General features: G+C 51.8%; 12 protein-coding genes. 3 read left to right on the plus strand and 9 right to left on the minus strand.

Translation table 11 applies throughout. From position 1 onward, the window contains the following. Window positions 1-799: 799 nt before the first annotated feature. Window positions 800-1,267, plus strand: coding sequence for a hypothetical protein (locus KHS78_RS18020; protein WP_211830028.1), 468 nt, complete (start codon window positions 800-802; stop codon window positions 1,265-1,267). A gap of 157 nt (window positions 1,268-1,424) precedes the next feature. On the opposite strand, the gene KHS78_RS18025 is transcribed toward KHS78_RS18020, so the two are convergent. Then, window positions 1,425-2,384 carry a flavin reductase family protein gene (locus KHS78_RS18025; protein WP_211830029.1) on the minus strand — a complete coding sequence of 320 codons (960 nt, stop codon included), beginning with the start codon at window positions 2,382-2,384 and terminating at the stop codon, window positions 1,425-1,427. Between the two features lie 44 nt (window positions 2,385-2,428). Beyond that, window positions 2,429-4,093, minus strand: coding sequence for a hydroxylamine reductase (gene hcp, locus KHS78_RS18030; protein WP_343216935.1), 1,665 nt, complete (start codon window positions 4,091-4,093; stop codon window positions 2,429-2,431). A 499-nt stretch (window positions 4,094-4,592) separates the two neighbouring features. Between hcp and emrD the strand changes: the two genes are divergently transcribed. Beyond that, window positions 4,593-5,789: a multidrug efflux MFS transporter EmrD gene (gene emrD, locus KHS78_RS18035; RefSeq protein ID WP_211830031.1), complete on the plus strand. Its 1,197-nt coding sequence runs from the start codon at window positions 4,593-4,595 to the stop codon at window positions 5,787-5,789. A 43-nt stretch (window positions 5,790-5,832) separates the two neighbouring features. Here the strand turns inward: emrD and KHS78_RS18040 are convergent, their stop codons facing one another. From KHS78_RS18040 to KHS78_RS18055, 4 genes are read right to left on the minus strand one after another with little or no spacing between them, the layout of a single operon-like run. Beyond that, window positions 5,833-7,551, minus strand: a complete 1,719-nt coding sequence (locus KHS78_RS18040; protein ID WP_211830032.1) for a putative 2-aminoethylphosphonate ABC transporter permease subunit — start codon at window positions 7,549-7,551, stop codon at window positions 5,833-5,835. Window positions 7,552-7,558: 7 nt separating this feature from the next. Beyond that, a complete protein-coding gene (locus tag KHS78_RS18045; RefSeq protein ID WP_246506663.1) occupies window positions 7,559-8,635 on the minus strand; it encodes a putative 2-aminoethylphosphonate ABC transporter ATP-binding protein in 1,077 nt (358 codons plus the stop codon). A gap of 19 nt (window positions 8,636-8,654) precedes the next feature. Next, a complete protein-coding gene (locus KHS78_RS18050) occupies window positions 8,655-9,785 on the minus strand; it encodes a TIGR03364 family FAD-dependent oxidoreductase (protein WP_211830033.1) in 1,131 nt (376 codons plus the stop codon). Between the two features lie 60 nt (window positions 9,786-9,845). Next, the gene (locus tag KHS78_RS18055; RefSeq protein WP_211830077.1) at window positions 9,846-10,880 is read right to left on the minus strand and encodes a putative 2-aminoethylphosphonate ABC transporter substrate-binding protein; all 1,035 of its coding nucleotides are present in this window, start codon (window positions 10,878-10,880) and stop codon (window positions 9,846-9,848) included. A gap of 228 nt (window positions 10,881-11,108) precedes the next feature. Between KHS78_RS18055 and KHS78_RS18060 the strand changes: the two genes are divergently transcribed. Next, a complete protein-coding gene (locus KHS78_RS18060) occupies window positions 11,109-11,747 on the plus strand; it encodes a DUF6498-containing protein (protein ID WP_211830034.1) in 639 nt (212 codons plus the stop codon). A gap of 76 nt (window positions 11,748-11,823) precedes the next feature. Here the strand turns inward: KHS78_RS18060 and KHS78_RS18065 are convergent, their stop codons facing one another. The 3 genes from KHS78_RS18065 to tsaE all read right to left on the minus strand — a co-directional run bounded on the left by KHS78_RS18065 (window position 11,824) and on the right by tsaE (window position 14,589). After that, complete coding sequence (locus tag KHS78_RS18065; RefSeq protein ID WP_211830035.1) at window positions 11,824-12,597, minus strand: hypothetical protein; 774 nt, start codon at window positions 12,595-12,597, stop codon at window positions 11,824-11,826. A 157-nt stretch (window positions 12,598-12,754) separates the two neighbouring features. After that, the gene (locus tag KHS78_RS18070; RefSeq protein WP_211830037.1) at window positions 12,755-14,101 is read right to left on the minus strand and encodes an N-acetylmuramoyl-L-alanine amidase; all 1,347 of its coding nucleotides are present in this window, start codon (window positions 14,099-14,101) and stop codon (window positions 12,755-12,757) included. Continuing rightward, window positions 14,095-14,589 carry a tRNA (adenosine(37)-N6)-threonylcarbamoyltransferase complex ATPase subunit type 1 TsaE gene (tsaE, locus tag KHS78_RS18075; protein WP_211830039.1) on the minus strand — a complete coding sequence of 165 codons (495 nt, stop codon included), beginning with the start codon at window positions 14,587-14,589 and terminating at the stop codon, window positions 14,095-14,097. The genes KHS78_RS18070 and tsaE overlap by 7 nt, the downstream gene beginning before the upstream one ends. Window positions 14,590-14,608 lie beyond the last annotated feature (19 nt).

Below are 14,608 nucleotides of genomic sequence, written 5' to 3' on the forward strand. Positions count from 1 at the left end.
ATTAAACCTCCTCAATAATTATTTAGCTATGATCATATGCCAGCGCCTCTTACCCTTTTGACAGTTTTCCTTAGCAATCACTTACCTATTTATCAGTCCATAATCATGCTTCCGTTAACGGGAATTTTTACAGAAAGATGTGACCACATATTTTATGTGGCAACAGTACAACTTATAAAGGTCGCTACAGCCAAACTATATCAACTATTGGATATTCTCATGCAAATAAGCTCAACAGGTCAGCCAAGATATAGCGTTATCACTAATGCGGGCTTTATAGTCCATACGAAACATATAAATCCAGGCACCTGCAGCGCAATGCTAATTGATGCAATCATGTGCTCATCGTGCAAAGAGCCCAGGATATATCAAGAACCACTCGTTACCCGGTGCTGTTGCAAAGTGATTTGTTCCCAGTGCAGTGTTAAATTTAAACGCAAGAACAACATCAAAAAACTGGTAAGGCCTACGCATGAAAACCCTTTAAAATGTCCCTACTGCGATGAAAAAACACAGGGGCGATTAAGAAATCACCATACCTATTTAAAACTCATTGATACTAGCTCACTCAAGACCATTTCCAGCCTACCTGTAGAGTGTCCGTCCTGCTCACATGATTTCAACGCACATAGCATCAACAAACACATTGCCAATACGCATCCTGAAATAAAACGAGATGGTTCAGGACTGATATCACGTCAACTAGAGATTATAGGCTTCCTGAAAGAAACCACTACACGCTGCCAAGACTGGCGCGAAATGAGCAAATAGAACTGATTTACCAGAGGTAATTATCGACATGAATATGATCAAACAAGCAACCAGTAACATTATATTAATAGCAATATTATCTCCCTTATCCGCTGTTGCAGAGCTGATTAACCTACTGCCGGGGAGCAATATCACAGTACAGGAAATCTATAACGACGCTATTCAAACAACAACAATATACTGTAGCGCTTATCCACCTGGCTATTCCGACCCGCGAACCACCTTCAGTATAAAAAAACAGGGAGAGCGATATCAGGTAATCATGAACGGCCATGTAGCAGAGACTAACTATTTTTTTAATAATGCACTCAACACTTTAAAAATACTTATGGCAGACATAAATCCATGGGATATAACGCAGGCTAGCTGTAGCATTCAACAGTCAGGTAGCAACTACCAGGTCATGATTAATCAGGATGTCGCAGAGGTTAATTACTTTTTCAACAATGCACACACTACTCTGAAACAGCTTCGAGAAGCAGGTATTTGCCGTTAGCTATACCCATCGACTATTAAACTACATTGCGTTGAGAAACACGCAATACTTCTACAACCTTATAATACGCACACACACTTGAGTCCCTTTATGCTTGATCCAGCAGATGTTTTTTGGCCGATCACAAGACCGGCCAATAACATCACTACTTACGCCATCACCGATTGACGACTACAGTCATATCGCCAATAGCCCGTGCAGAACAGGCTAGAAAATAACCTTGCTCAATCTCTTCAGCACTCAGCCCAACCGTGGAAAGGCGTTCCACCCTTTCTGCTTCTCCCTGACATTTACAGGATCCGCAGATACCACTGCGACAGGCTGCCAGTATCGGGACACCGCCCTGCTCCAGACTCTCCAGAACAGTCTGCCCTTCAGCAATAGGCAATCTCATATCACCGACAGATAAGGTGAATCCGTTATTACCGGACACTACCTGCTCTCGCTCAGGTGGCTGGAACGCTTCCGTATGGACATTATTCGCCCCTGAGCGCGTTACCATATCCCGGGCAGCGTCCATATAGCCCTGCGGGCCACAGATCATAACGCTTCGCTCGGCAACATCATCAACCAGCGCTGCCAGGCTTGTCATATCCAAACATTCACCGGCGCTGTCATCCAGCCAGTGCAACCGGAAGTTCGGGTAATGTGCCGCTAACTGTGTCAACTCACGGAAAAAGATCCGATCCAGCTCAGAGCGCACACTGCAGAGCAAGCAGATATCCGCATCAAACTGCTCTGCCAAACGTGCTTTCAACATGGAAAATAACGGTGTGACACCGCACCCTGCAGCCAACAGCAACCACGGATTATTTCCGGCAGCCTGAGAGTGGAACTCGCCCGCAGGAGATAGCGCCTCGAGGCGATCACCAATCCGAATAGTGTCCAGTAAATAGTTGGATACCCGACCAACCGGCACCCGTTTGATGGTCAGACGTAAGCGTGAGTCGCCTGGCAATGAGCTGATACTGTACGCCCGGCTGGCAGTCTGTCCCTCAATGGAAACCATCAGGGAAATAAACTGCCCTGGAATAAAGTCTACCGGCTGATCGGCAAGAAACAGGAAGCTGACGACATCCGCCGTTTCCTGCTGAATTCCCACACAGGTTAATTGCATAAAAACTCCAGAAACGCCGAATACTTCACCTCCGGCTTCTCTTATTACGCGGCAAGAATGTCGTTGAGATCCTGCTCCACCGTAGAAATCAGGCGCAGACCAAACTTGGTATTCAGGGCTTCAATCAGATTATCGGTCAGGAAGGCAGGCGCCGTCGGGCCAACCCGGATATCACGGATACCCAGTGCCAACAGGGTGAGCAGGATCGCGATGGCCTTTTGCTCAAACCAGGACAGTACCAGTGACAACGGCAGATCATTCACGCCGCAATCGAAGGCCTCGGCCAGCGCCAGTGCCAGCTGAATAGCCGAGTAAGCATCATTACACTGGCCAACATCCAGAAAGCGCGGAATACCGTTAATATCACCGAATGCCATGTCGTTGAATTTGAACTTACCGCAGGCCAGCGTCAGGATCAGGGTATCCTGTGGCGCCTGTGCAGCGAACTGGGTGAAGTAATTCCGTTCCACCTTGTCGCCATCGCAACCACCCAACAGGAAAAAGTGACGGATATTACCAGCCTTGACCTGCTCAATCACCGCAGGCGCCGCCGCCATCAGGGCATTCTGGGCGAATCCGGTCGTGGTGTGGTGGGGCAGCTCGTCATATTCGAAACCATCACAAGCCAGCGCCTTGTCGATAACGCAGCTGAAATCATTCCCTTCCAGATGCGTGACACCCGGCCAGCCGACAATGGAACGGGTAAACAGTCGATCCGCATAACTGCCAGGGTTCGGATCGATCAGGCAATTGGATGTCATGACGATCGCACCCGGGAAGCGGGCAAACTCTTTCTGCTGGTGCTGCCATGCCGTGCCAAAATTGCCAACGAGGTGTGGATATTTCCCCCCTAACTCCGGGTAAGCATGGGCTGGCAGCATCTCACCATGGGTATAGACATTGATGCCGGTACCCTCAGTTTGTTCCAGAATATGCTGAAGATCGATCAGGTCATGGCCAGACACCAGAATGGCCTTACCGGCAACCGGTTTCATATTGACCTGGACTGGCTGCGGATGCCCAAAGGTATCCGTTGAACCCTTGTCCAGCAGCGCCATTACCCCGAAATTGAGATGCCCGATATCCATTGACAGCCCTAACAGTTCATCCATGGTCTCAGGGTCTTCCCCGAGACGGGCCATGATGCGATGGAATTCACTGTAGAGTGAAACATCCTGCTGACCCAGTACCCGGGCATGTTCCAGGTAAGCAGCCACCCCTTTCAGGCCATAGAGGCACAACAGACGCAGTCCGACGATATCTTCTCCCACTTTGTCAGCCTGACGGTTCACACGGGCGGTCGCGGCGTTAGTCAGCAGGGTGACCTTGTCAGACAAGATATCAAACAGGGCAGCCCCGTGCATGGGTTCGGCTTCAATGTTTTCCTGTGCACAGATCTGACGGTATGCATCGCGCAGACGGTCACGCATGCGCATGGCTGTACGGGTATAGGTGACCAGACGTTGATCATCAAAGTTCACGTTAGTCAGCGTGGCAAAAAATGCCTGAGGAACATAGCGATCCACTTCATCATCAATGATCCCATACGGGCGTACACGATGTGCATAAGCGGACAGCCCCTGTAACTGATAGACCAGGACATCCTGAAGATCGGAGATCTCCGCCGTTTTGCCGCACATGCCGACAGAATAAGCACAGCCACTGGATTGGGGGGTACGAATTGTTTGCTCACACTGAACACAAAACACGGTAACCACGCTCTCTTTTGTTGCATATAATATTCGTGTTTACAGGGTAAAATGTTACTTTTCGCATTTCATGTATTAAATTTACATATTTAAGGTTTTATTGATTTCAGTCACTCAGGCCAAGTGATTACCCAAGCACCTCGAACTAACCAGAAACAGATGTTGACCCACTGAAAACACATCAAAATACAGAAGAAACTATCAACCAGCAACAACGCAAATCACAGAAATAAAAACCGTACAAAACACAAAATACACCTGCAAATAACCAAACAAACTCAAATAGTCATAAATACTCATTACCCCTTCCTGAAGGGGCTTGATAATCTGCTTATACAGGGAACACAACCGATTTCACCGTCGTCGTTAATCACTCGCAGGCGCTGAATCTATCAATCGATATTCCTAACCAGACACGATCAACACCAGCCCCTAATTAAGGCTGGCGGTCGTGTATACGTCGTTACGATCAACTCAAATCAGACATTGCCAAATTGCCATGAAAAAACAGAGCTTTTTTGAAGTACTGTTGCTCATACTGCTCATCACCGCTGTAGGGCAGATGACCAATACGATCTATGTACCGGCACTGCCCATGATGGCCAATGACCTGCAGGTTCTGCCGTCGCAGGTACAGGCGGTTATGGCGTTCTATTTGATTCCTTACGGGCTGTCGCAGTTTATTTATGGGCCTCTATCTGATCGGCTGGGCCGTAAACCCGTTATGTTGATGGGGCTGATTGTCTTTTTGGCCGGCTCCATCATGGCGGTCATGTCGAGCCGGTTTGAGTTTCTGCTGGCTGCCAGCTTTATCCAGGGCATGGGCACTGGCACCGGTGGCGTAATGGCCCGTACCGTTATGCGCGACCTGTACTCAGGCAGGGATCTCCAGATGGCAAACAGCTACGTGAGCATGGGGCTTATCTTCACGCCGCTGGTCGCACCACTGCTGGGTGGATGGCTGACTGAAAGCTGGAACTGGCAGGCAAACTTTCTCTTCCTGACCGTGTTTGGTGCCGTAGTCTGGATCGCTGTTGCCCTGAAGTTCAGGGAAACCTGCCCGGAACAACCGGCGCGTACCGGCGTTATCCACAGCTACAAAACGGTGTTGGGGCACGAGCAGTTCCAGGGCTTTATCCTCTGCCTGATTGCGACCTTTGCCGGTATTGCCGTATTTGAAGCCGCCTCCGGCGTCCTGTTCGGCAATGTGCTGGGCTATGACGCCACGACAACGTCACTGTTGTTTATTGTCCCGATCCCGGGTTATCTGCTGGGTTCCTGGCTGGCGGGTAAACTGGCTGACCGACTCAGCATGAGCCAAGTCATGCTGCGTGGCATTCTGTTGCTGCTGGCCGGTGCTATTGGCCTGTTATTGCCAGGTCTGTTCGGTCATATCAGTGCGGTTGCCCTGCTGATTCCCGGCTTCCTTTACTTCATGGGAACGGGCATCGTTTTTCCAACCGCCACAACTGGCGCGATTGAACCCTTCCCGACCATGGCGGGTGTCGCTGGTGCAGTGCTGGGCGGACTACAGAACCTGGGGGCAGGACTTGTCACCTTGGCAGCCTCAATGGTTCCCATGCACAACCAGGTACCGCTGGGCATTATCCTGCTGGTACTGAGCCTGATGGTAACATCCGTGTATCTGCTGAGACTGAGAAGTGCCGACAACCTCCATATGGCTGCCGGCGGTTAATCTGTCGATTATGATAGCCTTGCCAATGGGCAGGGCTATTTTCTCAATGCGTCCGCCAGGATTGAGTCTGTAGCAATAATTTCCGGCTGAACAGCCAGTGCAGAACCTTCACCGCCAACGAGGTCAGCATGATCATGACCGCCATGGCGGCCGCTGGCGCAATATCCCCCGCATCATCCATATTCATGACAGCCACCGATGCCAGCATGGTATCCGGCCCGTACAGGAAGACCACTGCCGATACTGTTGTCATCGCATTAACAAACAGGTACATGGAAATATCCAATACCGCCGGCAGGCAAACGGGCAAGGTGACCCGCAGGAATGTGCGATAAAACGGCACCTTGAGCGAGGCTGATACCAGCTCAAACTCAGGATCAATCTGTTTCAGCGCCGTGGTTGCCGTCAGATGGCAGACCGTAAAGAAATGCACAATGGAACAGATGATCAGGATGGTCATTGTGCCGTAAAGGCCATTCAACGGATTGTCCGGATGGTTGAAGAAGAAGATATACCCCAAACCTAATACCATCCCCGGGACGGCCAGCGGAATCATGGCCATCACCTGGTTGATGGTTCTTAGCACTGTCAGTCCTCGGCTTTTCTCCACCAGGTAGGCATTCACAAACACCAGCACGGTACCAAACAGTGCCGTGAGCCCCGCCATCTGCAGCGAGTTACGGTATGCCTCCCAACCGCCACCATCCATCAGGTCAAACTGGTAATTGTTGAGCGACAATTCCATGTTATAGGGCCAAAAGGTCACCAGTGACGCATACACAGACATGCCGATCATTCCGAGAATCATCACCACGACCGGCAGACTGAAGGTGACAGCCAGCAGGTTTGTTAGCGTGCCGGACTGAGGCTCAAGCGGCACGGAACGGCTGGTCAGCTGCGCATGCTGACGACGCTGTACATACCGATCACCGGCAAACGCCAACAGCACCGGCAACAGCATCAATACTCCCACCACGGCACCCATGCTGAAGTTTTGCTGACCAATTACCTGCTTGTAGATATCCGTCGCCAGTACGCTGTATTGACCCCCAATGACTTTGGCGACACCAAAGTCAGTAATCACCAGGGTAAACACCACAAACGAGGCACTGAAAAGACCGTATTTCACAGAAGGCAGCGTCACCGTGAAAAACGTCCGTAGCCGTCCAGCGCCCAATGCACGGGCTGACTCGTATAACCGGGCATCGCCGGTTTTCAACGCCGTGGTGAGAATCATGAGTGCATGGGGAAACGTCCAGAAAACCGATCCGATAATAATGCCCGTCGGCCCATAGATACTGCCGCCCATCAGCCACGAATGCAGTACGCCCTGGTTCCCAAAAAGATACACCAGGCTGATGGCGGGCAGCAGCGATGGCGCCAGCACCGGAAGCATGGCAATGGTTTTCAACAGGTTGCGTCCCGGCAACCGGGTACGGGTCAGCACCCAGGCGAACCCGAATGCCAAGGTAATCACAATCACCGTTGAACAAACAGCCACATATAACGAATGCCCAAAAGAGCGCAGCAGGGAGGGTGTGGAAAAATATTGGATAAAGTTATCCACACCAATAAACAGCCCCTCCTCTGACATCACGCTGCGGGACAACAGCGCATACAGGGGCAAAATCAATGTGACCAGCAATATCAGGCAGGCAACCATCAACCCGAGAATGCGCAAACCACGTTCACGGTTCCAGGTGCCTGCCAGCGCTTCATGGATGGATTTATGATCGGGAATGGCAACAGCGGTATTCTGCATAAACACCTCAGGCGGCAAACAACCGGATATGCTGGCTGGGCAGCTTGACCCCCATCCAGGTACCCGGCTGCAAATTCAACGTTGATTGCTGCCGACTGCTGAGATCGACCATCACCCGGTCTTCCGAGCCTTCCAGACGCAAGCGGGAGCGCACCAGACCGCCCTGAAACTCCACACTTTCGAGTTCGGCGGACAGCATGGCGTCATGCCCCACCGGCACCAGCTCGACTTCTTCCGGACGAATGGCAAGGTTGACGGAACTATCCGTTTCCAGTCCATGTTCAGCGGGACAACAGACAGGGCGTCCAGCCAGTAACAGTTCGTCTGGCTTGACCAGCGTACCCGGCAGGAAATTCATCACACCGACAAAATCCGCCACAAACGGCGACGTGGGCGACAGGTAGACGTCGTTAGGTGTACCCACCTGTTCAATGCCCCCCTGGTTCATCACCACCACGCGATCCGCCATGGAGAGCGCCTCTTCCTGGTCATGGGTCACCATGATGGTGGTGATGCCCAGCTCCCGCTGCATCCGTTTGATCTCTTCCCGGAGGCTGGCGCGAACCCGGGCATCCAGCGCAGACAGAGGCTCATCCAGCAACAGCAGCCCCGGCTCTGTGGCCAGCGCACGCGCCAGAGCGACCCGTTGCTGCTGACCTCCGGACAACTGTGCCGGGTATTTGTGACCGGCATCGGGCAACCCGACGGTTTCCAGCAAACCCTCTACCCGCGATTGGATCTGGCTTCGGGTCAGCTTTTTACCCTGCAGACCGTAGGCAATATTTTTGGTCACTGACAGGTTGGGGAACAGTGCATACGACTGGAAGACAATACCGAAGTCCCGCTGCTCAGGCGGCAGTTGGCTGATATTGCAGCCTGCCTGCCAGATCTCCCCGGCATCCTGTTGTTCAAGACCGGCGATAATCCGCAACAGTGTCGTCTTACCGCAACCGGATGGCCCCAGGAAGCAGACAAATTCCCCTTCACGGATCGAAAGGTCAATCTGGTCCAGCGCCACGAACTGGTCGAAACACTTTCGAATACCGGAAAGCCTGAGATAATTACGGGTCTGTATCATTTTCATGCCAGTTTTCCCCTACCGTTCAACCATTCAGAAAATCATTTAATCCGTCGACGGCCAGTGCCAGACCGGTCGTCATGCCGGTTCCGCCCACACCGTTCACCAGCAGAATCCCTGGCGATATCTCCCGTTGAAAGCAATGGCCTGTTTTTGCCTTAGCGTAATACCCCGTCCATCGCTCCATCAGGACCGATGTCGGGAGGTTCAGGACATCCCTGCTGCCAGCCAGGATCAACTGTTCAATCTGCGCCTTGTGAAAGGGCGAGATCTGCTCATCGTATTCATGGGAGTCCCCAATAAGGACACTGCCGTCATTGTGCTGTGCATGCAGGATATGGATGCCGTAATCCAGGTATTGCTGGTAATCCTTTGCCAGACGATGCTGCAATTGCCCGATACTGGGGCACCCGGCAAACGCCTGGTAGTGGGCAAGACTTAACCCGGTGATCATCATCGCTGGCAACCTGACCCCGTCTGGCTGAGGCGCTGTTCTCAGCATCTGCAACTTGCAACGCGACAGATGGCGTTCATGAACATCGGGGTAGAGGGAGTCAAAACCGGCGCCGGTACACACCACAACATGACTGGTACGAAAAACTTCTCGAGTCGTTTGTACTTCCGGCAAACGGATATCAGTAACCCGATGGCCGAACCGGAAATCCACACCATGCTGTTGCCTGAGATAACGGGTCAGCGCCGGTATCAACAAACGAGGATTCAGGGTGATCTCCGTATCAGAAAACAATCCACCCACAACCCCCTCGGGGTTCAGTGATGGACACCGCTCCAGTATCTGCAGCCTGTTCAACAGCTGGCAGTGATGGCGGCCATGGGCGGTGCGCTTACAGAACTCACTGAGAACCTGCATTTCATCGTCATGGTGCGCCACCGTCAGACTGCCGGAAGGGTCACTCCAGAGCCCTATCTCCCTGAGCAGCGGCACGAGTATTTCCCGGCTATGCATAGCCCGGTGATAACTGTCACCTTCCGGCATCCCCATGGGCAGGAACATGCCGAAATTCCGAATGGATGCTCCCTCGGCCTGCCGATCCGCTTCCAGCACCAGTACGTTTAAGCCTTTTCGGGCAGCCGCCAGGGCATGCGACAGTCCAAGCATACCGGCGCCAACAATCGCAAGGTCATACTGTTTCATGGGACTCCCCAGAGTATTGAGCCGATCACAGGCGACCGGCTCAATGCATATCAATAAACGTCACTTGGGATCGGACTTACCGTCGTAACGGTCCTGCCACTGGGCGAGGATGGCCTTACGGTTATCTGCGGCCCAGGCAAAGTCGTTGTCGATCATGATGGCTTCAGGATCCGCCGGGAAATACGGCACCGGCTTTTTGATATCTGGCCGGGCGACAATGGCGTAGCCCTGGTTGTACATGCGGTTGGCTTTTTCGGAGACAATCCAGTCCATCAGGGTTTTGGCAGCCGCTTCTTTTTTGGTGCCTTTCACGATGGCCGCGGCTTCCATCTCCCAACCCACACCTTCCGTGGGAAAGACCAGTTCCAGAGGGGCGCCTTTTTTCTTCAGCTTGGCGCCACGGAAGGCAAATGACACCCCGATGGCGGCTTCACCGGCGGCAGCGAGCTTACAGGGCTTGGAGCCTGAATGGGTGTAACGGCTGATATTGGCGTGCAACCGGTCCATATAACCCCAGCCCTGCTGCTCACCAAAGGTCTGCAGCCAGCTGGAAATATCCAGGAAGCCTGTACCGGACGAAGCCGGGTTCGGCATGACAATGTGGCCCTGGTAAGCCGGCTTGGTCAGGTCTTCCCAGGAGGTCGGCTTGGGCAGGTTGTGTTTTTTGGCTTCCACCGTGTTGAAGCAGATAGCCGCCATCCAGGCGTCCATACCCACCCAGGCAGGGGTTTGATCCTTGTCCCTGAAATTCGGCGACAATTTTTCCAGTTCTTTTGGCGCATAGGGCTGCAGCATGTCCTGATTTTTCATCAGCAGCAGGCTGGTTGCCGCCAGCCCCCAGATGACATCAGCCTGGGGGTTGTTCTTCTCCGCCAGCAGCTTGGCGGTGATAATGCCGGTTGAATCACGCACCCAGCGAACCTTGATATCCGGATGATCCTTGTTGAATTCAGCGACGTATCGCTTGAGGTCTTCCGCTTCTACTGCGGTGTAGACCGTCAATTCCGTGGCCGCATAAGACTGTGCAGCGAACCCGAACATGGCGCTCAGCCCCAGGGCTGAGAAAACCCGCCTGATTCCAAACCGTTGACGCATTTTCATTGCCTTCCCTTTTCTTGTTCTTTAACAGGTATGGGGAAGTAACTTAGCGATGAAAGATGTCGCTGCAATGACAGTAATATGACGCCACTATGACACCGTCAGGGAATAACCTGGAAAACCGCAAATTAACCGGTCGATACGTTCGCCAGGGCTCCAGACATGGCGGCCAACGTCGATTGAATAATGAATGGCTCTCTATTTATAGGTTGTACTGGTTATTTTATGCAGTCCGTGATTCTAAACACGCTGATACTTAACTGCCTACCCATTTTCGGTATCGTGTTTCTTGATTGGCAAAGTGCCGACCTGATTCTGCTTTATGGCATCGAAACGTTGTTTATCATGTTTTTTGGTATTATTTCCATTTGTCGACTGCCTGTTGAAAGCCCGGCATCCAGTCTTTTGAAAATCGCAGGTATTCTGTTCTTCCTCTGTCATTTCGGTGTTTTTTCTCTTGTCGTTTTGATCATTTCATTGGCGTTTTATTATGCGGCAGATATTCAGGCCGAGCCCCTGCTTCTCTGGCTGGCCTTTGCTGCACTGGTCTGGCATCAGGTCAGGGAAATGGAGCAGTATAGTGATCAGTCCCAGCCTGTCAGCCGGATATTCACGATGGGGTTCAGTCCATGGTTTCGGATCATGGGTTTCTTTATTGGCTTGGTCGCCACCATCATCATCGCATCAGAATGTGATGGGCTGCAGTGTCAATTCCAGTACGACACATCAACGGCGACGGCAGATGATATCCAACGCATCAATGACATTCTGATGCTCACCCTCCTGACCCTGAAAATCACCAATGACCTTGTTGTTGACGCTATCCGCCACAGAAGAAAACCGTCTGATGAGCAGACGACTTAAAGTAATCCATACAGCTCAATACCGTTCATACAAGCCAGAAGCTTTTATATAACCATTGAAGTGGATAGAAAGGCGCTTAGAAAGAGTCAGTATACCGTGATTCGATGACAAGCTCCGATACATGCTGGATCTTTTCCACCCCATTGGCATAGATTTTCCCGCCACACAGCTGTTTCCACCGGTAGCAGAAAGACAGATCCTCCGAAAACTCTGTTTTTTCCAACGCTACTTTGTTAAATGGGGTTATAAATTGAGAAAACCTTGAGGCAAAGGGGAGTTTTTTGTAGCGGTATTGATCAACGATATCTGGACATTGATCAACCATTGTTTCAATACATTGCCGGGATATCAGAAGAATCCCGGCACCACAGGAATCCACTTCAAAAAAACCATTTCCACAATCAGCCAACGTCTTCCCAACAAATGAACATGACTTTGCAAAGGCTTTTTCAAATTCAACGCCTGAAAGTGAATGCAATTTTTGCAAATCAATTGTTCGCCGTGGTGCAATCACACCGACAACCGCTTTATCAAACTCAATCATTTTATAGATTAAATCACCATTAAATCCCATATCATCATCAATCATGAGAATATAATCGCAATCTTTCTTGTTATAGAAAAAATTTGATATCAGATAATTTCTTGATACGGCTATATCGGCGAAATCAACATCAGAAAAAGAGAATTCCACGCCCGAACGGCCCGATGCCGTCAAAAGAGAATACAGACTTCTTACATAATTCCCCGAATAGCGTGATCCATAAGAGGGCGTAGCAATATTGATTTTTATATTTTTTTTTCGTTTAGGAAAAAACGGCATCCTTTCCGTGAGTATGTTGTCACTCATATTTCCTTCCACCCGTTTCAATGCCCCTGAGAAATCCATTCCTCAGACGACATGTACTCGATCCTGAGCGTCAGCGTCTGCCGAAAGCGGCAGATGCCCCGCCATCATTACTGCGTTTAAGCGTTAGCGTCCTCAACCGTGACTGGAAATCCCCATATCAGGGGATCTCCAGTAACTGCCCAACCTGGATATGGTCAGCGGCCTTGATACCGTTGATGCGCCGCAGGCCAGACATGGAGACTTTGTACCGAGCCGCAATATCCGACAAGGTATCACCGGATTTCACCTTGTGCTTGCGCGCCTTCGATGATGCCACCAGCGTGCCTTTGCTTTTCTGCTGAGCGATCAAAGTGCCCAGTGGCGGCTGTTTGTGGAAGAAATTGCGAATACCGGTGTAAATGGAACGTGCAATTCGCGTCCGGTGGGCATGGGATTTCAGCTTACGGGCATCTTCCGGGTTGGTGATAAAACCGGTTTCCACCAGCATCGAGGGGATATCCGGAGATTTCAGTACAACAAAGGCCGCCTGTTCAACCTGCTTTTTGTGCAGGCGATTCTGCCTTCCCAATTCACTGAGCACCATCTTGCCTGCCTTGATGCTGCGGGTCTGGGTATCGGTCATGGAGAGATCCAGCAGGACACTGGCCAGTAAGCCATCCTTATCATCCAGGCTGACCCCTTCCTCACCACCGATCAAGTCAGAATTGTTTTCCTTGTTGGCCAGCCAGCGCGCAGTCTCAGAGGTGGCGCCCCGCTTTGACAGGGTGAACACTGACATCCCCCGGGCCTGGGGCTGAACAAACGCATCGGCATGGATGGAAACAAAGAGGTCAGCCCCGTGTTTCCGGGCAATACGAGTGCGTTCCCGCAGAGAAATGTAGTAATCCCCGGTTCGGGTCAGCCTGGCTTTGAAGCCTTTTTCCCGGTTAAAGAGCGCCGCGACCTCTTTGGCGATAGCGAGCGTGACTTCCTTTTCCCGGGCCTTTCCATGACCGATGGCGCCCGGGTCTTCCCCGCCGTGTCCGGCATCAATGGCCACGACAATATCCCGCCCCTGAACCGGCGCCGGGGAAGATTTTGCCGGTATCGCAGGTTTGGCGCTGGCCTTGCCTTTATCAAACAGGTCCACCACCAGACGGTGGCCATAGGTGGAATTCGGTTTCAGCAGGAAGCTGCGTGGGCTGACGGTCTCATGCAAATCCAGCACGATACGCACGTCATTATTGTTCCGTTTTGCCCATCGCACCTTGCGGATCGGGGTATTGGTCAGTGTCAGACTGGCAAGCGACTGCTTCAGGGAAGAACCATCCACATCAATCACAAGGCGGCTGGGATTACTGAGAGAAAAGATCCTGTGGTTTACAGAACCGGTCAGGTCAAACACCAGACGGGTTTTTTCCGGAGAGCGCCACAGGCGGGCACCCTCAATATTGGCAGCATTGGCGATGCTCGCCACTATCAGCAGCAAGACAATCAGGCTTGTGTTTGCCAGACGCCCTAGCATACTTCCTCCGCCAACATTCCCTGTCTGTCCGCTATCGTTTTACAGATAGCCCGCCCATGCCCGGTCTGCGGGTCTACCGTGACAATCCGCGCCTCCGGAAGGTACTCGATAGATAATATAATATCGGCGGCCGGAAGGAAGCCCTTACCACGGTCCGGCCATTCAATCAGGCAGAGCGATGGACTGTCGAAGTAGTCCCTGACACCCAGAAAATCGAGCTCTTCCGGGTCACCCAGGCGATAAAGATCAAAGTGGTAAACGGATGCCTGCTCCATTTCGTACGGTTCGACCAGGGTATATGTCGGGCTTTTGACTGCCCCTTCGTAGCCGAATCCGCGCATTACGCCGCGACATAACGTCGTTTTCCCGGCCCCGAGATTGCCCTGTAGATACACGGTACCATACCCTTGGCAGGCATCTGCCAGAAGACGGCCGAACGCCACCATGCGAGCTTCACCGGCCAGGGTCAGTTGAATTGACTCAGACATCGTATTCGACACGTTTCCC

Source organism: Kistimonas asteriae (assembly GCF_018263925.1).
Taxonomy (GTDB): domain Bacteria; phylum Pseudomonadota; class Gammaproteobacteria; order Pseudomonadales; family Endozoicomonadaceae; genus Kistimonas; species Kistimonas asteriae.

Coding starts and splice junctions, on each gene's coding strand:
- emrD (WP_211830031.1), top strand. CDS start 4,593: ATGAAAAAACAGAGCTTTTTTGAAGTACTGTTGCTCATACTGCTCATC.
- KHS78_RS18050 (WP_211830033.1), bottom strand. CDS start 9,785: ATGAAACAGTATGACCTTGCGATTGTTGGCGCCGGTATGCTTGGACTG.
- KHS78_RS18065 (WP_211830035.1), bottom strand. CDS start 12,597: ATGAGTGACAACATACTCACGGAAAGGATGCCGTTTTTTCCTAAACGA.
- KHS78_RS18045 (WP_246506663.1), bottom strand. CDS start 8,635: ATGAAAATGATACAGACCCGTAATTATCTCAGGCTTTCCGGTATTCGA.
- KHS78_RS18040 (WP_211830032.1), bottom strand. CDS start 7,551: ATGCAGAATACCGCTGTTGCCATTCCCGATCATAAATCCATCCATGAA.
- KHS78_RS18055 (WP_211830077.1), bottom strand. CDS start 10,880: ATGCGTCAACGGTTTGGAATCAGGCGGGTTTTCTCAGCCCTGGGGCTG.
- KHS78_RS18020 (WP_211830028.1), top strand. CDS start 800: ATGAATATGATCAAACAAGCAACCAGTAACATTATATTAATAGCAATA.
- KHS78_RS18060 (WP_211830034.1), top strand. CDS start 11,109: ATGCAGTCCGTGATTCTAAACACGCTGATACTTAACTGCCTACCCATT.
- tsaE (WP_211830039.1), bottom strand. CDS start 14,589: ATGTCTGAGTCAATTCAACTGACCCTGGCCGGTGAAGCTCGCATGGTG.
- KHS78_RS18025 (WP_211830029.1), bottom strand. CDS start 2,384: ATGCAATTAACCTGTGTGGGAATTCAGCAGGAAACGGCGGATGTCGTC.
- KHS78_RS18070 (WP_211830037.1), bottom strand. CDS start 14,101: ATGCTAGGGCGTCTGGCAAACACAAGCCTGATTGTCTTGCTGCTGATA.